Source organism: Streptomyces sp. NPDC055189 (genome assembly GCF_053606765.1).
Window position 1 is genome coordinate 25522 of the sequence record NZ_JBSGSG010000001.1, and the last position, 20612, is coordinate 46133.

The 20612-nt window shown below is 69.9% G+C and carries 18 protein-coding genes and 1 pseudogene; 11 read left to right on the top strand and 8 right to left on the bottom strand.

Features of this window, described 5'->3' with window-relative positions; genetic code table 11:
* Positions 1-289: 289 nt before the first annotated feature.
* The 4 genes and pseudogenes from ACWFR3_RS00140 to ACWFR3_RS00155 all read right to left on the bottom strand — a co-directional run bounded on the left by ACWFR3_RS00140 (position 290) and on the right by ACWFR3_RS00155 (position 2628).
* Complete coding sequence (locus ACWFR3_RS00140; protein WP_453732207.1) at positions 290-1105, bottom strand: aminoglycoside N(3)-acetyltransferase; 816 nt, start codon at positions 1103-1105, stop codon at positions 290-292.
* A gap of 122 nt (positions 1106-1227) precedes the next feature.
* Positions 1228-1446: pseudogene (locus ACWFR3_RS00145) on the bottom strand (VOC family protein); the annotation flags it as partial.
* A gap of 95 nt (positions 1447-1541) precedes the next feature.
* Positions 1542-1760 carry a DUF397 domain-containing protein gene (locus ACWFR3_RS00150; protein WP_453732208.1) on the bottom strand — a complete coding sequence of 73 codons (219 nt, stop codon included), beginning with the start codon at positions 1758-1760 and terminating at the stop codon, positions 1542-1544.
* Between the two features lies 1 nt (position 1761).
* Positions 1762-2628: a helix-turn-helix domain-containing protein gene (locus tag ACWFR3_RS00155; protein ID WP_453732209.1), complete on the bottom strand. Its 867-nt coding sequence runs from the start codon at positions 2626-2628 to the stop codon at positions 1762-1764.
* A gap of 674 nt (positions 2629-3302) precedes the next feature.
* Between ACWFR3_RS00155 and ACWFR3_RS00160 the strand changes: the two genes are divergently transcribed.
* The 3 genes from ACWFR3_RS00160 (at position 3303) to ACWFR3_RS00170 (ending at position 4922) form a co-directional block, all read left to right on the top strand.
* On the top strand, positions 3303-3734 hold the full coding sequence (locus tag ACWFR3_RS00160; protein WP_453732210.1) for a hypothetical protein: 432 nt from the start codon (positions 3303-3305) through the stop codon (positions 3732-3734).
* Positions 3734-4243, top strand: coding sequence for an ATP-binding protein (locus tag ACWFR3_RS00165; protein ID WP_453732211.1), 510 nt, complete (start codon positions 3734-3736; stop codon positions 4241-4243). Before ACWFR3_RS00160 ends, ACWFR3_RS00165 begins: the two co-directional genes overlap by 1 nt.
* A gap of 145 nt (positions 4244-4388) precedes the next feature.
* On the top strand, positions 4389-4922 hold the full coding sequence (locus tag ACWFR3_RS00170) for an ANTAR domain-containing protein (RefSeq protein WP_453732212.1): 534 nt from the start codon (positions 4389-4391) through the stop codon (positions 4920-4922).
* A gap of 156 nt (positions 4923-5078) precedes the next feature.
* Here the strand turns inward: ACWFR3_RS00170 and ACWFR3_RS00175 are convergent, their stop codons facing one another.
* Positions 5079-5948, bottom strand: coding sequence for an alpha/beta fold hydrolase (locus tag ACWFR3_RS00175; protein ID WP_453732213.1), 870 nt, complete (start codon positions 5946-5948; stop codon positions 5079-5081).
* A 219-nt stretch (positions 5949-6167) separates the two neighbouring features.
* Entirely contained in the window at positions 6168-7376 is a 1209-nt protein-coding gene (gene fabV / locus ACWFR3_RS00180; protein WP_453732214.1) for an enoyl-[acyl-carrier-protein] reductase FabV, read from the bottom strand.
* A 388-nt stretch (positions 7377-7764) separates the two neighbouring features.
* Between fabV and ACWFR3_RS00185 the strand changes: the two genes are divergently transcribed.
* From ACWFR3_RS00185 to ACWFR3_RS00210, 6 genes are all read left to right on the top strand, one after another.
* Positions 7765-8142 (top strand): hypothetical protein, encoded by a 378-nt coding sequence (locus ACWFR3_RS00185; protein ID WP_453732215.1) that lies wholly within the window; start codon positions 7765-7767, stop codon positions 8140-8142.
* A 266-nt stretch (positions 8143-8408) separates the two neighbouring features.
* Positions 8409-12431 (top strand): FxSxx-COOH system tetratricopeptide repeat protein, encoded by a 4023-nt coding sequence (gene fxsT / locus ACWFR3_RS00190; protein ID WP_453732216.1) that lies wholly within the window; start codon positions 8409-8411, stop codon positions 12429-12431.
* A gap of 22 nt (positions 12432-12453) precedes the next feature.
* Positions 12454-13266 (top strand): hypothetical protein, encoded by an 813-nt coding sequence (locus ACWFR3_RS00195; RefSeq protein ID WP_453732217.1) that lies wholly within the window; start codon positions 12454-12456, stop codon positions 13264-13266.
* Positions 13267-13289: 23 nt separating this feature from the next.
* Positions 13290-14375: a hypothetical protein gene (locus ACWFR3_RS00200; protein WP_453732218.1), complete on the top strand. Its 1086-nt coding sequence runs from the start codon at positions 13290-13292 to the stop codon at positions 14373-14375.
* A gap of 1 nt (position 14376) precedes the next feature.
* Positions 14377-15516 (top strand): hypothetical protein, encoded by a 1140-nt coding sequence (locus ACWFR3_RS00205; protein WP_453732219.1) that lies wholly within the window; start codon positions 14377-14379, stop codon positions 15514-15516.
* Complete coding sequence (locus tag ACWFR3_RS00210; protein WP_453732220.1) at positions 15506-16960, top strand: hypothetical protein; 1455 nt, start codon at positions 15506-15508, stop codon at positions 16958-16960. The genes ACWFR3_RS00205 and ACWFR3_RS00210 overlap by 11 nt, the downstream gene beginning before the upstream one ends.
* A 24-nt stretch (positions 16961-16984) precedes the next feature.
* On the opposite strand, the gene ACWFR3_RS00215 is transcribed toward ACWFR3_RS00210, so the two are convergent.
* Together ACWFR3_RS00215 and ACWFR3_RS00220 are read right to left on the bottom strand one after the other, a co-directional pair.
* The gene (locus ACWFR3_RS00215; RefSeq protein WP_453732221.1) at positions 16985-17569 is read right to left on the bottom strand and encodes an AAA family ATPase; all 585 of its coding nucleotides are present in this window, start codon (positions 17567-17569) and stop codon (positions 16985-16987) included.
* The gene (locus ACWFR3_RS00220; RefSeq protein WP_453732222.1) at positions 17566-18732 is read right to left on the bottom strand and encodes a hypothetical protein; all 1167 of its coding nucleotides are present in this window, start codon (positions 18730-18732) and stop codon (positions 17566-17568) included. The genes ACWFR3_RS00215 and ACWFR3_RS00220 overlap by 4 nt, the downstream gene beginning before the upstream one ends.
* Before the next feature lie 45 nt (positions 18733-18777).
* Between ACWFR3_RS00220 and ACWFR3_RS00225 the strand changes: the two genes are divergently transcribed.
* Both ACWFR3_RS00225 and ACWFR3_RS00230 read left to right on the top strand, forming a co-directional pair.
* A complete protein-coding gene (locus tag ACWFR3_RS00225; RefSeq protein ID WP_453732223.1) occupies positions 18778-19197 on the top strand; it encodes an NUDIX hydrolase in 420 nt (139 codons plus the stop codon).
* A gap of 6 nt (positions 19198-19203) precedes the next feature.
* On the top strand, positions 19204-20574 hold the full coding sequence (locus ACWFR3_RS00230) for a coproporphyrinogen-III oxidase family protein (RefSeq protein ID WP_453732224.1): 1371 nt from the start codon (positions 19204-19206) through the stop codon (positions 20572-20574).
* The last annotated feature ends 38 nt before the right edge of the window (positions 20575-20612 follow it).

The window sequence follows — 20612 nt, forward strand, 5'->3', positions numbered from 1 at the left end:
CCCAGTGATCTTCCTCACGGGGCGGGAGAGGCTCTGCCCGGCTCGTTGAGTGCGGCGCCGGGGGTCTGACCCCCGCACCAGGTACAGGAGGCGCTACGAGCCGGGAGTCCGTGCTGCTGTGCACGGCAGCTGCCGCCGCCCCGGGGCATGCGCGACCGGCTTCGCCGGATAGGACGCTCCGTCTCCGGCCGCGCCGAACCTGCAAACAGCGCGGCAGATACGTGCCGTACGCCGACGACGACAGGTCTACCAGCGGTCCATCTGCGCCCAGTAGGCCGGAGCCCTCGCCTTACTCCTCTGCGAGGCAGGCGGCGTCAGCGGCGAGCAGTTCGGTGAGCCGGGGGACGGCGAAGGCGACCAGAGGCTGAATGGGGATCAGCCGGCAAGGGGCGTTGCCCACGATGGTTTCCGGGGTGCCGGCCTGCTCCTCGAACTCTCGGCCGACGGTCGGAAAGTGCCGGCCGTTGTCGTTGCCGACATCGAGTGTCTCCACCCACACGCGCTCACCGTTGATGGCGTAGGGGAAGCGCCGGACCTTGAGGCGCGGGCTGGGCGTCAGGGTCTCGACGTGGTGGAGGAAGGTATTGCGGTCGTGGCCGACGCCGACGAGCAGGATGTACCCGCCCAGGTCGTGCAACCGCCCGAACGGCGAGCCGGGGCCGAGGGCGAAGCCCAGCGGCTGGTGAGCGGCGATCTCCGCGGCCCGTGCGCCGATGGCGGTGACGGAGGCTTGGGGGTGCGTGCTCCGGATGCTTTCGGTCAGTGCGCGCACGGTGTCGGGGATGGCGCCCATGCTGGTGGTGTCCAGGTCCGCATGGAAGGCCGGCACCGCGGCCCGGCGCGTGGTCACATCTGTGGTGGGCACGCCGACGTGGTCGGGATCGGGGTCGGTGACCTGCCAGGTGAAGGTCGGGACGGCCAGTGTCCCGGTGGGGCCGAGAACGCTGCGCAGACTGTCGACCACGGTGGCCGCGCCGCCATCGACCGGACCGAGGCTGGACAACGAGGAGTGCACGATCACGTCCATGCCCTCTTCGAGTCCGGCCTTGCGCCAGCCGTCCGCGAGGTCTGCGGGGGTGAGCGGGCTGGTGGGCGTCGTGCGCATGTCGGGCTGCTTTCTCGGACGGTGGTGCGTCGCACGAACCTAACCGAACACGGTCACGCCCGTGCTGGTGATGTTCACCACCGCTGCCCGGGCACCCATGCTCCACGATGCGACGCGAGAGCGGGCCGGTCCGGGTCGGGCCACAGGGGCGGCCGGTGCTCCGTTACCCGTTGGAAGGCGAGTACGAGACCGGAGGGCGTGTGCAGTGTCGCCCAGCCATCGTCAACTGCCCACCGCTCGTCCTGCTGGTTGACGCTGCCACCGAGCAACGCCTGCTAGAACGCGGCAAGTTCCGCCGGGTCCGGGCAGTCCAACACCACGCATTGCAGGTCGGCGATCATTGGCGGATTGTAGATCTTCCGGGATGTCCCGGCTGCGAACGGCCCGGTCCCTAGGGCCCGTTCGAGGGGGACCGTGCCGTTCTTCGCAGTGAGCGTCAGCCGGTCAGCGTTCCCGCGCTCGCGCATGCGACGAACGCGGCGAACGCACGCGGCGATACGGCGAAGGCCGGGCCGTTCTTCTCCTTGGAGTCACGAACGGCGATGGCCGAGGGGAGGCTGGCGACCTCGATGCAGTTGTTGCCGGCGTCGCTGTACGACGACTTGAACCAACTGCCACGGGGCGCGAGGTCCAGAGCGTTCAAGGTGGATGTCATGTCAAATCTTTCGGGATAGTTGGTGCAGGAACTTGGGCGTGTCTCCTACGGGGACAGCGCCGTCTCGCAGGGCCTCGAACCTGCGGGAAAACTGCCAGATGGCGGTGTCTTTGTCGCTGATTTCCGATCCGCCGTCCACGGTGTCCATTTGCACCACGGAAGGAAGCGGGTGATCGAACTCGAGCAGCGTGAAGTTGTGGGAACACCTGTAGGTCGGCGTGGTCATCGGAAGAACCTGGATCGTGATGTTCTCCAGCTCGGAGAGTTCGATCAGGTGCTCGATCTGTGCGCGCATGATGGCGCTGCTCCCCATCACTTTGTGGCACGCCGCCTCGTCAAGGATCGCGCGGACCTCGGGTGCCTTCTCGCGCGTCAGGACACTTCTACGCTCCTTGCGGAGCTCGATTCCGCGCTCGACGAACTCGGTGGTGCGTTCTTCGACTGTCTTCGCGTGCTGGAAGACGGCGCGGGCGTACTCGTCGGTCTGTAGCAGGCCAAACACAAGGTTCGGTTGCCAGCACCGGAGTGATCGGGCGCCATCCTCCAGACCAACGTACATGGCCATGCCGGAGGGCATGGTGCGGGCGTATATCGACCACCATCCGCGGTTGAGGCTGTCGCGGTGAATGTCGACGAGGAACTGCACATCGTCCTCGTCTGTTACACCGAACCGCTCGAGGACTGCGATGAGGTCGCTCTGCTTGCGGAACGCGGACAGGCCTCGCGCCACTCGGTAGTACTGAGACTCACTGATCGGTAGACCGTCGACCACGTCCTTGTGGTTGGTGAAGCCCGCCTGCTTCCGTAGACGTTCGAGCTCCGCGCCGAGCTGCATGCGCCGGACGGTAGGTCCGGTGGGAGCTGCCACGCGTCCTCCTTGAGTCCATCCGATTCTGCCCAGAGTGCCGCGAACTCAGGCTTGTGCCCCGCGCACCGAGGCGAGAGTCCGCCAAACCGTGGCTTGGAGTCCCGAGTCTGGCACCTGAAGTCCTCCTTGCAAAGGACAGAGCATCTTGCATTGCATATACCAATCCAAGTGAAGATTTCACTTGAGCTTGCACGGCAACTATCAGACGGAGGACTGTAGTTGTGCACCGGAACGGCCCCGCCCCTTCCTCGCCTAGCGATCCGCGCATCGCCCGATTGACGGAGGCACCTCTCATGTCATCCGGCACGGCAAGCAAACGGGGCGCCCGTTGGATGGACCAGACCCCGGTCGCCGGCGATCCCTCGTGCACCAACGCGTTCGGCGTGAGGCCGCGCGAGGGCATCCATCGCGGTGTGGATCAGTGTCGAGGTCGACGCTGCGGTTCTCACCCGGCGAGCCCGAGCGGCTCGCGGCCTTTCGATTCCTCGGGCGGGCCGTTCCCTCGGCCGCAGCCTCCGCAGAGGCGGGACGTCGACCACCGGGGCCGAAGCCGACTCGGTCGGCGAGGCGAGCCATGAGCCCCTTGCACTCAACCCGTGCGCAGCACCGCGGCAATGCGCTCGGGGGCTTGTGCCCCACAGCCCTACCCTCAACTGCCTTGGAGCTGAGGCGCGATGTCCAAGATTCCGGCCTATGCGTCCGCCGTACCCCTTGCCACCCTGGTCGGTGCGGCCCCCGGCCGCCCCTGTGGCGTGCTCTACACCTGCCGTACCGACTCGCAGATAGTGGCGCGGACGCTCGTGGACCTCCGCGGCTTCGCTGACGCGTGCGGCTGGCCGGTCCTCCAGGAGGTGTATGACCTGGCACCGCTCGGCCTCCCGCGTCGCCGGCGAATCGGCTGGCGCACGGTAGAGAGCCTGGTGCTGCGCGGTGAGGTGAATGCTGTTATCGCCCCGGCGGAGCGGGAGATTGCCTGGACGTACGGCGAGCGGATTGCCCTGCACGCATGGTTGCGCGGCACATCAGCCTGCGCCCTCTACCCGCAGCACTGTTCCCTCCGAGCGCCCTGTGGCCCATTGACGCCAGAGGAGGCGGCGCCGGCGTGATGAAGCGCGCAGCACCCAGAGACCATGCGGCCGAGTCGCCCACCAGCAGGTCCCACTCGCTGAGCACCTGCCTGCGACTGCCCGGCCACTCCGAGCGCACCCCGGGGGAGGCCCGTGCCTACGTCGGCCTCACCCTTGCCGATTGGGGCGTGGCCGAGGCCGTCCGCGCGGACCTGCAGCTGATCGTCAGTGAGCTGGCCACCAACGCGGTGACCTACACCAGCAGTGCCGAGATCACCGTCGAGATCACCCTCACCGACGACGAAGCCGCCGTCAGCGTCGGCGACCGCGGCCCTCACCGCCGGCTCCACGCCCGGCAGGCCGCGCCCGATGCCGAGCACGGCCGCGGTTTGCTGATCGTCGAAGCCCTGGCGAGTCGGTGGGAGCAGAGCAGAGACGACCACGGCGGTACGACCGTGCGCGCGGTCGTCACCCTCCCGGGGAGCAAGCCACCGGTAGCTACTTCTCCCGGCAGCGATGTTGAGGATGCCCCTCGGGGCCACCCCTGAACTGCACGTGAGGAAACCCGTTCCAGTCGATTACCTGGAGATTCCCCGCTTCCGCATAACGGGCAGCCGCAAGCACGTCAGCTGCGACTGGGTCAGCAGCACGAAGACTTGTCATGAAGCAATGATTTGTGGGAAGCCGAATCATATGGCGGTAGATGTAAAAGCTCTGCTGGAGCAGTTGGAGACCACGCACAGTCATGCGGACGAGCTGATGGTGCGGGCTCGTCAAGCGTCGGACGCGAGCCGACTGTTCCGCAAGCTCAGCCGTGAGGGGCGTAATAAGCGCAGGCCCTCGCTCTGTACGGTCGGCCGGGCTCAGGCACGAGCTGTGGCACTGCCGCCCCCAGCACGGGCCCCGGAACAGCATCGGGCAGCAGCAGTGCCCGGTGCGGAGCCCAGCGCGCCAGACGTCGAGGGATTGCGGCGGGAGGTCGCACAGCTGCATGAGGCGCTCGCCGCCCGGCCGGTGGTGGACCAGGCGCGCGGCGTGCTGATGGCCGTAGGGAGCTGTGGTGCAGAGCATGCGTGGGAGGTGCTGGTGGACACCTCCCAGCGCACCAACACCAAACTGCGGCGGGTTGCGGAGATGGTGGTGGCCAGCGCCGAGGGGGAACACATTCCCGAGCCCGTGGGCGCGCAGTTGCGGCGTTCGATGGCCCGGCGCTCCGCCGCGCAGTGAACTTGGCCTGGCTCCGGGGCATTTCGGACAAGCTTGCTGTTCGGCTACACGGAATCGCGGACGACGAGACGGGAAGGGCTCGCGAGCTCGCAGCGTGTGAGAGGCGCGGATCGGTGCCGTTGTCCGCCATGAGGTAGATGGCTGCCCGGCGCTCTCTTACCCCGGTCGTCCGGGGAAGAAGTCCGCAAGGTGGGACGCGAGCGCCTCGGGGGCCTCTTCGGCCATGTGGTGCCCGGAGTCGATGCCGTGACCCTGCAGATCCGGTGCCCACCGGCGCCAGATCTCCAGCGGTTCCCCGTACAGGTCTTCGAGGTCGTCCCGGAGTGACCAGAGGATCAAGGCCGGGCACCGGATCTGGGTTCCGGCGGCGCGATCGTCCTCCTCGTGCCGCCGGTCGACGGTCAGGCCGGCACGGTAGTCCTCCAGCATCGCCCGCACCACGTCGGGATTCCTCATGGCCGCACGCCACTCGTCGTGGTTGTCCTGGCCCATGCGGTGCGGATCGCCGCGGTACCAGCTGTCCGGGTCCGCGTTGATGACCCGCTCGGGGATGTCCGGCTGGGCGAAGAAGAACCAGTGCCACCACTGCGTGGCGAACTTGGCCGTGATGCGGGACAGGTGCTCGCTGATGGGCAGACAGTCGAGCAGCGCAGCCCGCGAGACCGCGTCGGGATGATCGAGCGCGAGACGCAGCGCGACAGCTCCTCCCCGGTCATGCCCCGCCAGCGCGAACTGGGCGTGACCGAGGGAGCGCATGACCTCGACTACGTCACCTGCCACCGCCCGCTTGGAGTACCCCGCATGGTCGGCGGTGGGTGCCGGGCCGGTGGACCGGCCATACCCGCGCAGGTCGGGGCAGACGACGGTGAAGCCGCGCTCGACGAGGCGGGGTGCGACCCGATGCCAGGTCGCGGAGGTTCGGGGGTGTCCGTGCAGCAGCACCACCGGCGGGCCCTCTCCGCCGTGGCGGACGAAGACGGATGCTTCGTCGACCTGCACTCGCCTGACCTGAAATCCCTTGAACAAGATCCGGACCTTCCGCCTCGGGTGACCTAGCGGCCCCTGCACCTGCGGGCCCGGGTGCCCTTGGTGCTCGTCTACGGGAGCACTGACCCGCAGCCTGAGCAAGGGGCACCTCTTTTCGCGTGCACACCGGGGCCACGGTCCTCTCCTCCTGCCCCCAAAGGAGCCGGGTACCCCACTGCTCGAGTTCGTCGCTTGCCTCGTCAGGGAGTTGAGGCGTGGTCAGGGGGTTGAGCTGGGCCAGGGCGTGTCGGTCTCGACGGGGGCGGTGTAGTCGATGCCGGGGACGGCGAAGCCGTAGAGGCGGCGCACTTCGTCGCGGAACCAGTCGAGGTCGGCGAGGTCGGTGATCGTGGCGCTGGTGGCGGCGTTCCAGCGTTCGGCGACGGCGCTTTGGACGGCGGGGGCGAGTTCCCAGGTGTCGAGGCGGATGCGGCCCTCGTCGTCGAGGGTCAGGGGGTGGGCACCGGTCAGCTGGTCCCACAGCTGCACCAGTTGGCCGATCGGGGGCACCATGGCTTCGCCCAGGGCGCCGCGCAGCAGCCCGACATACAGGGCGATGCCGGGGATGGCGGTCGAGGACTGGGTGACGGCTGCGGCGTTGACCGAGGTCACTGCCCGGCCGCCCAGACTCTTGCCGAGGCGTTCGTCCAGCGTGTGTGCGGTGGCTTCCAGATGGGTCTTGGCAGCGCCGATGGTGCCCTGCCGGTAGATCGCCGCAGTGAGCGGCGAGCCGATGTAGGACAGGGCCGCGGTGGTGAACCCGTCGGCGAGCAGGGAGCGGTCGGCCAGGAAGGCGATCCACCGTTCCCAGTCGGTACCGCCCATCACTGCCACGGTCTGCTCGATGTCGTCGTCCTCGGCCGACGCGGTGGTGACTTCCTTGACCTCCGGGGCGCCGGTTTCGTCGAAGACGAGGGTCTTGGTGGTGTGCGGCGAGCCGACCGGCTTGAGGACCGAGGCATAGACCGTGCCGGTGTCCGGGTCCGTGCGGCGGGGCGCTGCCACCGAGTAGATCAGGTAGTCGAGTCGGCCCCCGAACCGCTCGGTGATCAGGTCGGCGACTTCCTCCTTGACCGCGTCGCTGAAGGCGTCGCCATTGACGAAGACCATGTCCCGGCCGTGCTGTTGAGCGAGCCGGGCCGTGGCGGCGGTGCGATACCAGCCGGCTGTGCCGGTGCGCCGGGCGGGCGCCTTCTCGGAGCAGACGCCGATGCCGCGGATGCCCACTCGGGCCAGGCCCGCGATCGTGGCGGCCAAGCCGTACCCGGCGGACGAGCCGATGATCAGAGCCACCGGTCCTTCGCCCCGGGCCAAGGCCGGGGCGGGGACGGCCTTCCACATCTCGTCCACCAGCTGTCGGCAGCCGTCCGGGTGGGAGTCGAGGAACAGGAAGCCCCGGTTCTTGGGCGCGATGACGCGTTCGCTCACGGTGTGATGTCCCCAGATGTCGTCACGGACAAGGACACGGCGGCCGCCAGGGCCACTGCGTCCTGCAAGTCTGCGACGGCGCGAAGGGACATGGTGATTGCGACTGACACAACGATGACAGTCCGGGCTTGGAGGTGTCCTCACTGGCCGTCGCGGGGCGGCCGTTCTATCCCGCCGGTCAGCGGCTCATGGCTGAGGACCTGCTGAGGACCTGTCCCCATCCCGAGCGGCATTCCTTCTGCGTGCCGAGCAGGGGTGCCAGGGCGCAGGCCGGAAATCCGCGCACGACCAGGCACAGGAGCGGGGAGACCGGCAGGAGCAGTAGAGCCCGGCCGCCGTCGAGCAAACTCCTTGGACCGCCCGGTCAACGCTGTGATCGACTGAGGGCATGAGCCTGTCGGTGGATGTCTTCGTGGTCGGCGCGGACGGTGGAAGGCAGGTGCTGGACGTTCCGGAGGGATGCTCGGACTCCGCGGGGTTCGAGAGCTGGCGCACACGCGTGTGGGGTGCGCCGGTGGTGCGGTCGTTGGGGGCGGGCTTCTTTCCGGTCCTGGCCGATGCCGACCTGCAAGTCGATCCCGGACAGGTCCCGGCCTTCCTGCGCGAGTGCCTGCTGCTTCGCGAGAACCTGGAGACGATCGTCGCGGGCACGGAACCCGTGCGGTCGATCACGGAGCACCGCGACGCGATCTGCGACCGGCTGTCGATCATCGAGGACACGGCGAGGCGAGCCCTCGCGATGGGCGGCGGAGTTCTCATCTGGTGAGGTGAGAGGCAGCGACGGCACGGGCCTATGGCTGCGCCCTGCACCACGCGGACCCGCTCCGTGGGCGTAGGCCAAGCTCCCGCCCACGGGGCCCGGTCGTTGTTGCGCCCAAGTGCCTAACCGCGCCCGGCAACAGGCCAGTTCGGCACAGCACCATACCCACGGCGTCCGCGTGTCCCTAAACTGGGAAGGCTGGAGGGCCGAACGCGGACCGGCTCGATGTACCGATCACGGTCCGGGCAGGAGAGCAGCAGCGGGGGGCCGCGATGGAACCGACCATTCCCTCTTTACCCGGGGCGACTTCACCCGGGCAGACGCCGCCGCTGGACTCGCCGCCTGCCCCCGCCCCGACCGCGCCGTCGGCAGGACCGCCGCCCGAGGGCGAGCATGCCCGCCCCACCGTCGTCAGCTTCCACTCGTCCACCGGCGGAGTCGGCCGTACCATGGCCGCCGCCAATGTGGCCTGGATACTCGCCGGGGCCGGACGGCGCGTACTGCTGATCGACTGGGACCTGCCGTCGCCCGGGCTGCACCGCTATCTGCGGCCCTTTTTGACCGACCCCGAACTGACGCAGACCCCCGGCCTCGTGGACATGCTGCTCGACCAGGGGGCGGCGGCTGAGCCCCCGGCCCCCGGCCGGGAGCCGGGCCTCGGCCTGGACCTCGAGCAGCACACGATGACGTTGCACTGGACCTTCACCGACCCGGCCGGGCGCATCGACTTCCTCGGCGCGGGCCGCCAGGACAGTGCCTACGCCGATGCCGTCGCCGCCCTCGACCGGCCGGCGCTGCGCGACAGTACGGCGGGACGCCGATTCGCCCAGACGCTGTGCTCGGCGATCCGCTCGGGTCCTTACGACTACGTGCTCATCGACACCTCCGCCGGGCGCAGGGAGAGCCCGGGCCTGTGTCCACCGTTGCCGCCGGACGTGATGGTCGTGGGCTTCACCATGAACAGCCAGGCCATCGAGGGGGCCGCGGCGATGGCCGACGCCCTGCGGCGCGATGCACCGCACGAGGTGCGCATCCTGCCCGTGCCCATGCGGGTCGAGCAGGGCGAGCCCGCCAAGAGGGAACTGAGCCTCGCGCTGTGCCACCAGCGTTTCGCCCGGCTGCTGCCCGAAGCGCAGGACACGGATCAGCTGCGGTACTGGACCGAGGTCGAGATCCCCTACTTCCCGCAGTATGCGTACGAAGAGGTGCTCGCCCCCTTCCACGACCGACCCGATGCGGGCAACACTCTGCTCTCGGCGTACGAGCGGCTCACCGGCGAGATCACCCGGCGCGCCGTCACCCGGCTGGTGCCGCTGGACGAGGGCCGCCGGCGGATGTATCTGCGCCGCTTCGAGCGGCAGCCCGCCGACGCCCCGCGCACCGCCTACGTGGTCTCATCGCCCCGGGACCGGCTGTGGGCCGACTGGATCCGCGTACAGCTGGAGCAGGCGGGCATGGTCCTCAAGGAGCGGCCGCCGGGCAGCGAGCCGGGCCAGGATCTGCCCGAGGTGGATTCGACCGTCGTCGTCCTCTCGCCGGCGCTGGCTCTCGCGCCGGATGCCGGGCCGGTGGTGGAGCTCTTCCTGCGCGGCCGTGCGGGCAGTCCCACCGGGCCGCCCGGGCTGGTGGCCGTGCGCGTGGAGGAGGGCCAGGACCGCAGCGTGGACAACGCCTTCACCGCCATTCCCGGTGTCAATCTCAAAGACCACGACGAGGACACCGCCCGGCAGTTGCTGATCGAGCAGCTGGGGCGGATCGCCGCGCTGCCCCCGCTGGTGGACGGCGACCCGGCGGACAGCGGTCCGCGCTTCCCCGGCCGCGCGCCCGCCGTGCGGCTGACCGCCCCGCTCAACCCGGTGTTCGTGGGACGCGAAGCGATGATCGCGGAGCTGCGGGAGCGGCTCTCGCCCGGGGTCGGTGCCAAACCCTGTGTGCTGAGCGGCAGGCCGGGCATCGGCAAGAGCCAGATCGCCCTGGAGTACGCGCACCGCTTCGCCGCCGACTACGACGTGGTGTGGTGGATCGACGCCCGCCAGGCCATCTCGGTGCGGCGCTCACTGGCCGCGCTGGCCGTGCAGCTGGACGTGGCGGCGTCGGACTCCAGGCCCACCGCGGTGGAGGCCATGCTGCGTGCACTGGGCGGGCAGGAGCGACGGCACGGCCGGTGGCTGCTGGTGTACGACAACGCGGACACCCCGGGCGACATCGTGGCCCTGCTGCCCGAGCCGGGCACCGGCCACGTTCTGATCACCTCGCGCAGCGAGGGCTGGAAGGACACCGTCGCCCCGCTGCGGGTCGAGGCGTTCGCCCCCGCCGAGAGCCTGGAGATGCTGCACCGGCGCCTGCCGCACCTGGAGCAGCACGACGCCCAGCGGCTGCTGGCCACCATCGGGCACCTGCCCCAGACCGTCGAGCAGGCGGCCGCGGCACTGGACACAACAGACCAGCCCCCCGCCCGCGCGGTGGACTCCTACATCGTCCGGTTCGAAGGTGCGCTGCGCCAGCCCGTGCTCGCCGACGATGCGGAGTACGCGGCCTCCACCGCCGCGTCCTGGCGCATCACCCTGGATGATCTGCGCCGCGAGCAGCCCGCGGGAACCCGGCTCCTTGAGCTGATCGCGTTCTTGTCACCGGACGGTGTGGCCCTGGATCTGCTGCACTCGCCGCGCGCCCTGGAGCTGTTCTCCGCGCCCGACGTGCGGCTGGCGGACAGCGTCCTGTTCCCCTGTGTCCTGCACGAGTTGTCCCGGCGTGCCCTGGTGCGGGTCGACTACCAGGGCGGGGGCCGCATCCTGTCGCACACCCTGTTCCTGGCGTTCTTGCGCGACCACATGGACGAGGAGATCCAGCACCTCACCCGCCACCAGGTGCTGCGCATCCTCGCGGACTACGCGCCGCCCGACGCCTCGGCCGACAGCGCCTCCTACGGCGCCCAGTACGGCGAACTCGTCCGGCACATCAGTCCCTCGGGCGCCCTGGACAGCACCGACGTCGCCGTGCGGCGCTGGCTGGTCAACCAGGTGCGCTATCTGTGGCGCACCTACCAGTGGTTCACCGCCGTGGAGTTGGGCACCAGAGTCCTGGCCCGCTGGGAGGCAGCGCCGCTGGCCGACGACCCGCTGCTGCCCCGGTTGCGCGTGCAGCTGGCCAACGCGCACCGCGCGCTGGGCGAGTTCGGCCGGGCCGAGCAGCTCAACTCGCCCGCCCTGGAGGAACTGCGCACCATCCTGAGTCTTGAGCACCCGCATTCCCTGACGGCCGCCCGCAGCCGTGGCGTCGACCTGCTGTACGCCGGCCGGTTCCCCGACGCGTTCGCCGAGGACCAGGCCACCTGGGACGGCTACCGGCACACCTTCGGCGACGAACACCCCGACACGCTCAGCGCCGCCAGCAACCTCGCGGTCTCGCTGTCCATGACCGGCGCCCCCCAGGAAGCCATCCAGCTGGACCGCGAAACCTATGAACGCCGCCGGCGCGTACTGGGCAGCGAACACCACCGCACCTGGGTCTCCGCCCGCAACCTGGGCACCTACTACCGGGAACTGGGCCAGTACGAAACCTCCCGGGTACGGCTGCGAGAGGCCTACGACCGCTTTACCCAGATGGGCGAGCGAGCCCGGATCGACCGCTCGCACACCGCCCGCAGCCTCGCCGCCACGTTGCGCCGCTGCGGCGGCTCCGGCCTGGTACGCGAGGCGCAGCGGCTGGATGAGACGGCCCTGGAGCTCTACCGGGAGCTGGGCGGGGCCCGCCACCCCCACGCCCTCGCTTGCGTGCTGAGCCTGGCCGCGGACTTTCGCGCGCTGGGCCGCCACGAGCGTGCCCGGCAGCTGGTGGCCGACGCGCTGCCGACCTACGAACAGGTCTTCGGCCCCGACCACCCCTTCACCCATATCTGCCGGGTGAACCTGGCGCTGCTGACCCGGGAGTCGGGCTACAGCGCCCCGCACCCCGACTGGGGCGAGGAGGGACGCCGCGGTCTGGCCCAGACGCTCGGCGCCCAGCACCCCTGCACCCTGCTCGCCTGTCTGGGGCAGGCGAACACGCTGATGGCCGCGGGCCTGCCCGAGGCGGCCCGGCAGCTCGACGAGCAGACCGCGGCAGGGCTGCGCACCCGGCTCGGCCAGGCCCACCCCTACACCCGGGCGGCCGAGGAGAACCTGCGCGACAGCCGCAGCCGCTGCGCGGAGCCCGCGGGCGGCGCCCCGGATCCGAGCGGCGCGGCCTCCCATGGCCGCCCGCAGCCTGCCGGCCGGGAGAAGAAGCGCATCGACATCGACATGCCGATCTTCTGAACGGGCACGGAGGGGGCCATCTGTGACATACGAGGACCACATCCCGGGGCAGCCGCGCTCGGTCGCCCTGATCTCCAGCGGGCCGGGCAGCGGCAAGACGCTGATCGCGGCGAGCGCGGCGATGCTCACCAACACCGCGCTCCGCGACACCGGTCACGAGATCTTCCTGATGGACGGCGACGCCACGAGCGCCGGCCTGACCCGGCTGCTGGCCCCCCACCGCACCGCGACCCACCACCGCGACCTCGCCGACTTCGCACTGGATGGGCAGGTGGAGCTGGTCTACCGGTCGATCGAAGGACTCCTGCAACCGCTGTGGCCGGGCCGCGGAGCGGAGCCCAGCGCCTTCCTGCTGGGCCTGGGCGATCCCGCGCGGCTGGCCGCCGATCCGCCCATCGACCTGCCGGCCACCCTGGCCTGCGCCGTCGACCGGCTCGCGGAGCTGGCCGGCCTGCTGGTCGTCGACTGCCGGGCGGGCTGGGGCCCCGAGACGCTCGCTGTCTGTTCCGGCGTCCAGCACATCGCCGTCGTGGCCGAGCCGCACGAGGTGGCAGCCGGCGCGCTGGAGGACCTGGAGCGAGCACTGAGCGAGGCCCGGTTGGCGGAGCGGGTACTGGGCTGCGTGCTCAACAAGACCCAACTCCACGGCCCCGAGCCTTCGGGCACCTCCGGCGCGCCATCGCCGATGCCGGTGGTGGCCGAACTGCCCTACGACAAGGAAGCCGCCGCGGCCGCGGGGCGGGGGGAACTGCCGCCCGCCGACGGCCCCTTCTGCACCGCCATCCTCACCGCGCTCGGCGTATTCGCTCCCGAGATCTTCCCGGGCCCCGCGTGACCCCCGACGACGAAGGAGCCATCGTGCCGCCGACGGAGCAGCTTTCGCACACCGTCCAGGAACCGAACATGCAGATCGCACCCCATGTGCGCCCCGCCGAGAGCCAAACGGTGATCAACCTGTGCTGCCGTGCCGTCGGACCACAGGGGCCCGGCTGCCTGCCGTACGTGGCGCACTACGTCAAAGGCGTCTTCAACTTCTCCGCCGATCTGCTGGACGACCCCGGCCTGGACGGCTACTTCCCGCCGGAGGACAACAGGCACCTGCGCCGCACCTTCTACGCACGCATGGGCCGCCAGCTCAACTACCTGGTCAACCGGCTGGATGAATCGCTCACCCCGGTGGAGAGCGGCCGGCTCATCCGCACGGTGTGGGACCTGCGCGACGGGGCGCTCTACCACTACTTCATCCGGCCGGGGGAGTGCCTGGTGGGGGTGGCCCTGGGCTCTGACGCCGTCCACCGGGCCGACCTGACGATGGCCGGCCTGGCCAACGCCATCCAGGCCAGCCTGCACCGGCCCGCTCTGGACACCGGCGGCTTCCTCTACACGGCCTCCCATCAGGAGGAACTGGAGCGCGAGCGGCAGCAGGAGGAAGAGGAGCGAAGGCGGGCGGCGGATGCGGGCGGGCCGCCGGAGCGGTCGGCCGGACGGCACACCCATGTGCCGCAGCCGCTCACGCGCGGCCAGCAGGATCTGCTGAGGCTGTGCGCGGCCGCGGTCGACGTCCATGACCTGCACTACGTGGCGTACTTCCGCGCGGGGGACCACCACTTCGCGGTCGACGTACTGGACCACGACAATCTCAACCCCTACTTCGCGTGGGTCACCCGCGACAAGCGGCGCGAGCACTACGAACACATCGGCCACCGGCTGCACTTCATCACCGGGCGCCTGGACCACACCCTGGTGCCGGTGACCGGCAGCCGGCTGTCGCGCACCGTGCTGGACGTCGAGGAAGGCGCGGTCTACTACTACGCGGTCGGCGGGGGCACCTATCTGCTGGGTGTCACCCTCGACCAGAACCGGGTCAGCCAGGCCGACCAGCGCATGGCCCGGCTCCTGGCGGACATCCGCTCCCACTCCGGCGAACCCGGCGCGTCGCACTGACGTGGGCGAGCGGGCACCGCTGCGGCAGGGTTCCGCGCGGCTCTCACCGGCTCTCAAGGGCCTGCTGTTCGCCCCGGCGCTGATGGGTCTGGGCTGGCTGGTGGCCCGCTGGCGCGGGCTTGCCGACATCAGCGGCTCCGAGGGCTTCTTGCTGTTTGCGACCCTGCTGCTGGCCATCGGCCTGTACGGCAGCACCTACGGCGTGGCATGGAAGGACATACGCGAGGACCTGCCGACCGTCCTGACCGCGGTCACCGCCGGGGTGGTGCTCAAGGCCGCGCTGATCGCAGGCGCCCTGTGGGGCGTCGTGGAAGACCCGGCGTATCTGCTGCTGGCCGTCGTCATGGCGCAGATCGACCCGCTGGCCGTCTCCGCGCTGCTCGAGCGCTCCCGCCTCTCGCCGCGGGGCCGGGCGGTCCTGGTGATCTGGGCCTCCTTCGACGACCCGGTGAGCGTGCTCCTTGCGGCCTACGTCGCCGGGTTCGCCTTCGCGGAGCAGGTCGCCTCCCCGCTGCGCACCGGCACCTACGCCCTGGAACTGGCCGCCAACGCGGTCCTGGTGGCGGTCGCGGTGGTGGTGCACCGCGCCCTGCGCGCGGCACGCCGGCGCACGGCGCAGCCGCCACCGCGTCGCCGGAGCATGGTCCTTCACGTCCTCGAGGTCGTGCTCCTGCTGGCGTTCCTGGCAGCCGCCGTGCGCTACTCGCTGCTGCTGGGGCTGGCCGCCCTCGGCCTCTTCTACCGTCCGCGGCTGGGCGCCTGGCTGCAGCGGGCCGTGCGGGGCGCGTTCGTGGCGGCCGCGCTGTGTCTGGGACTGCTGCTGGTGGCGGGCGTCGATCTGTGGCGCGGGCTGGTGCTGGGTGCGGCGGCCTTCGCCGCGCAAGGCGTGGTGGGGTGGATCGTCGCGCGGCGCCTGGCACATGTCGATCGCGTTCTGCTGGCCTGCGGACAGCAGAACGGCATCACCGCGATCATCCTCGCGCTGATGCTGGAGCCGGCCCTGCCCGAAACGGTGGCGATCGTCGCGCCGGCGATCGTGGTGGTGAACCTTCTGCACTTCGCCGCCAACGAATGGTGGTTTCCCCGCTACGAGGGATGGCGGGCAGCAGCGGCCGAGGGGGGACAGCGGCATGGACTGTGAAGTGGTATCCGGCCCGGCGGTGGTGACGCCCAGTCAGTACGGGCCGCAGCCCGCCTATGACCTGCGGCCCGCAGCAGGGCCCGGCGGCCCGGTGCACGTGCTGGTGGGGCCCGGGGTGCGCAAGCTCTACATTCCCGAGCCGCTCGCGGAGGTGTGCCTGGAGCGCACACCGGGCGGCAGCACGGCAACCGCCGCCCACCGGCAGTCCATCGTCCTGTCCAAATCCGCCGCGCAGCGGGACACGCACCTGACGCTGGTGGGCCTTGAGGCGGAACTGCAGCACTGGCCGGGCACCCTGAGGCTGGGCCCCGGCAGCAGGCTCGCAGCCCTGCAAGCCTGCGAGGCGCCCCTCGCCGCCCTGGAGATCACCGGCCGGGCGGCTTTGGACGTACCCCTGCATGCCACCAAGGTGACCTTCAGCGAAGGAGACCTCGCGCCGGCCCGGGAGCTGACCGCCGACGAGGTCCACGGCACGCCGCTCACCCTGACCCCCGTCCAGGACCACCCGCACGCCACCCTGCGCGCCGGCGCGCTCGTCGGGGTGCAGCAGGTGTCACTCGGCGCCGGCACCCGCCTGCTCCTGGACGGCACCGCGGGTGACGCGCTCACACCCCGGGGCGGAGTCGCCTTCGCCGGCCCCGGACAACTGCGGGTCGAGGGCGGCGTGCTGGACGCCCCGCTCTTCAAGGACGGCCTGCGGCTGTCCGTGGGGCAGCAGGGGCGGATCGTGCGGGCCGTCGGCACGGTGAACGCCCTGACGGTAGAGGGCGGCTGCCGGGTGGACGGAGACCCGGACCAGGGCCTGGTCATCGCCGGGGTGGAGTCGGTCGAGGACGGCGAACTCTCCGCCGTCAACGCCTTCGAGCTGCGCCCGCACTCCCTGGCCGCGCTGAAGAAGGCGGCCCATGTGTCCTTCTGGGCCGGCCGCAACGCCGCCGACGGCATCAAACGCGCACGGGCGATGGACCGGCCCGGCGAGGACCGCGATCTGGCCCTGTACTGGGGAGCCCTGCTGCGTCAGGTGGACGACGGCCACGACCACGCACAGATCCGGATGACCGCACGCCGGGCCGAACTGGACTACCGGCGCAAGGCTCTGCCCCGCCGGAGCGCCGACCGGATCGTCCTGGAGATCCTGCGCCCCATCCACTACGGGCAGAGCGTGCTGGCGCCCCTCGTCGCCCAACTGGTCATCTGTATCTGCGGCGCGCTGCTGCTGCGCGCGATCGGCATGCTGGCCGACGACTCGCTGCGCGGCACCCTGGTCATGGTGGTACGCCTGTACTTCGCGGCGCTGGCGGGCACGGCCCGGGTCGCCGCTTTCCGCCCCGACGCGTTGCCCGGAATCTGGGACACCGGGGTCTGGCTGGTGTGCCTGCTGACGAGCATCTTCCTGTTCGGGGCGGCTGTTTTGGCGGCCAGGCGCCGCATCATCGCCGGGTGAGTGCCCGGCGCGCCGGGCAGCGGGTCAGCGCAGTCCCCAACGGACCAGGCAGCGCTCCAGCAGCGGGTCGAGCTGATCGGGGGCCATCCGTGCGGTGTTGGCCACCTCGGCGAAGCGGTCCGGGCCGACGCAGGCGACCACCTCCGAGGCATCCGCCCGGGCGGCGGCCCGCAAGAACACCTCCGGCACCCGGATGGCTTCGGGGCGCAGCGCGTTGCGCCGCAACAGCGTCGCCTGCGGCGCGGTGACGTGCAGCGCGTACGTGGTGAAGCGGCGCAGCGAGGGCAGCGCGGACAAGGTGGCGCGATAGTCGGAGGAGGAGAACTCCACCAGCGCGACGGCGCCGTTGTCGGCGCCGGCGCTCGCGGCCAGCGCGCCGTCGAAGGCCGCCAGCGCTTCGGCGACCAGCCGCGGCCGGTCGTCGAGGATGAGCATGCCCTGCTCGTAGTGGTAGCCCTGCCCCGCCACCTCCGGAGGGCACAACTCCCGGTGCACGGTGTCCAGTTGCAGGAGTCGCACGGCACGGCCGGTGAGCAGGCCGCCGAGACGGGCGGCGACGGTGCTCTTGCCCGCGGCGGGCGGCCCCACCAGCAGCAGGGCGGGGATCACGGCGTCTCGAAGAAGAGCGGCCACAGCTCGGGGCAGCCCCCGACGCCTTCCCTGCTGCCTTCCCCGTTCGTCTGGGGGCCGAGCAGCTTGGCGATATCCAGCAGCTTGTCGGTGGGCAGCGCCACGCTGCGCGTGAAATGCGGCTGGATCCAGGAAATGGCCGCAGGCAGTAACAGCGCGCTTCCCAATCTTCCGTAGGCTTCCAGGGCGCAATAGCGGAGAAAGGCGTTGGCCACCGGAAGATAGAGTTTGCCCTCCCGCCAGAACTCTTCCATCTGTGCGACGTCGTACCAGCCGTAATCGCCCTCCCTCAGCCGTGACTCCTTTTGCACGGTGAAGAGGAACGTCATGTCCACGTAGTGATTCTTCTCGTTGCGTCGCATGTTCGTGCAGGCGAGCAGCGGTCCGGGGGTGAAGACGGATGGGTCGTCCAGGTGGAAGCGTTCCTTCCCGTGCTGGAGGATGACCTTCGTGACGTTCGCGTCCGAATGCAGCGGCCCGCCGAACGTTCCGTATTTTTGTTCACCGTTCTTCCACTCTCTCTTGGAGAGGAAGAAGGTTCCCTCCTCGCACGCCACCAGCAGACACCCAACCCCCAGGGTCGGTCCCTCTACCAGAGATTCCTTGATCCCCTTGAGTGCCTCGGCGCACCAGAAGAAGCCGTCGGTCCACTGCCCCTCCCACGCCGTGGGTTTCCGGGTGTGCTGCGGGATGGCGTAGTGCGGATTGCCCTTGCCCGAGATGTAGTTGAAGACGTCCCAGCTGTCCTTCGTCAGCATGAACACCATGAACGCTATTCCGGGGCAGCGTTCGCGCACGCGGTCGATCGCGGTGAAAACGCCGCTCTTCGCCGCATGCGGTCCGACGAACAGCATGACGGCATGGCACAAATCCCCCGCCTCTGCCGTGCCGGCGAATCTCTCGAATTCGTCCCGCCCGTCCTTGGTTCCCTCGGCGTAGAACGAACCGTCCTCGAAGAGGAAGGCCTGCGTGTCATACGAAACAGTCAGTAGTGGTTTGCACTTCTTGTTGTGCTCATTCTTGAGCCAGGTCCTTTCCACGGCGAACGCCTGACCGTCGCTCGCCTGACCGATCAATCCGGCGTCAAGCAATGGCCTCAGGTCGTCCCTACAGGCCAGGGCCATGACTTTCAGAGTCGGCATCGCCCGCTCTCCCCCCGTGAGCCCCGGCTGTGTAGTCTGACGGCCGTGAACGCACTTCCCGTAGTCGGTGGAGTTCTCCAGGATTCTTCCTTCAGGATCCTCCTCCTCCATCGCACCACCCCGCGCCCCCGATGGGAACTCCCGGGAGGCAAGCTTGAAAAGAACGAGACCCCCGAGCAGGCGGTGATCCGCGAACTCCGGGAAGAACTCGGCGTCACGGTTGCCGTCCAGAACCGATTGGGCGACTGCACCTTCACCGAGGACGGAAGGCCTTTCCGGTACGCGTGGTATGCGGTGCGGCTGGTGGGGGGCTCCCCGGCACCCGTCGAAAAGGCTTTCGACGCCGTGCGGTTCATGAGCCTGGACGAGGCGCGGGAACACTGGTCGGAACTTTCGCCCAACGTCCGTGAATTGCTGATCACTTGCGAGCGGGACCGCAACGACGCCGCCCGAGCGGAGAGCTGACACCGCATGCGACTCCTTGCGCCCGTCGACGGCGACCCCGCACACCTTGCGCGCAGACTGGAGAGACAACTCGACAGCCATGTCCGCGCCGACTACGCCTACATGTACCCGCCGCGCCAGACCTACGGCCCGGTCGCCGCAGAGGACCTCACCGGCGCGGTCAAGCGCTCACTGACGGACTTCGTCGACGGACCGATCAATCTCTACCTTCACTTCCCCTTCTGCGAGCAGATCTGCGGCTTCTGTAATCTCTTCGCCGTCGCCTCCCGCGACGAGGACTTGATCGACGCGTATGTCTCCACGCTCCTGCGGGAGTTGCGGGCCTACGCCCCGCTCCTGGCCGGCCGCACTCTGGACACCCTCTACCTCGGCGGCGGCACCCCCTCGCTGCTGTCTCCCGCACAGCTTGCCCGCGTGCTCGAGGCCGTCGAGCACGAACTGGGCGCGGACATCACCGCCATCCCCGAGGTCGCGATCGAGGTCAGCCCCAGCACCGTCACGCCGCAGAAGGTCCGGGAGTTCCACCAGCTGGGCATCAACCGGGTCAACCTCGGATTCCAGTCCCTGGCCGACGCCGAACTGGCGGGCATCGGCCGCGCCTACACCGCGGCCACCCCCCTGCGCGCGCTCGCCGAGGTCCTGGAAGTTGGCTTCGACAACGTCTGCGTGGACCTCATCTACGGCCTGCCCGGCCAGGACCACGACTCCTGGCGGCGCAGCGTCGACACCGTGCTCCGCGACGCCCCGCAGACCGTCTGCGCCTACGCGCTGACCTTGCGCCCGCGCACCGGGTTCGACTCCCGCGGCTACCGCTCAATCGACGGCGCCGACCAGTACGCCAAGTATGACTACGTGGACGAACAGCTGCGGGCCGCAGGCTACCGCCAGCAGACCCATGTGCGCTGGGCGCGCGGCGAGTCGGGCGGCTACCGGCAGAAGGCCAACCACTGGGGGCTGCAGCCGCTGGTGGGCCTGGGCGCCGGAGCACGTGGCTATCTGTGGGAATGCGACTACCGCAACGGCTACAGCGTCCGGCACCGGATGCGGGTGCTGCGCGACTATCTCGAGGCCGTGCCGCTGCGCAGCCACAGCCGCACGGACGGCTTCCTGATGGACGACGGCGAACGCCGCCGCAAGGCCCTGGTGCTCGGCCTGACCGACCTCGACCCGCAGTGGTACCGCCAGACCTTCGGCGCACCGCCCGAGGACCACTTCGGCCCGCAGCTGACGACCCTGCGCCAGATGGGACTTCTGGAATCGGCCGAAGGGCGGCTGCGCCTGACACGGCGCGGACTGCGCCACCGCGACGTGATCGTGCAGCACTTCTTCAGCCGTCAGGTGGGCGAGCGGCTCCTCGCCTTCGACTACGACGAATGATCCACCACGCATGAACCGGGTTGCCGGCGGGGCCCGTC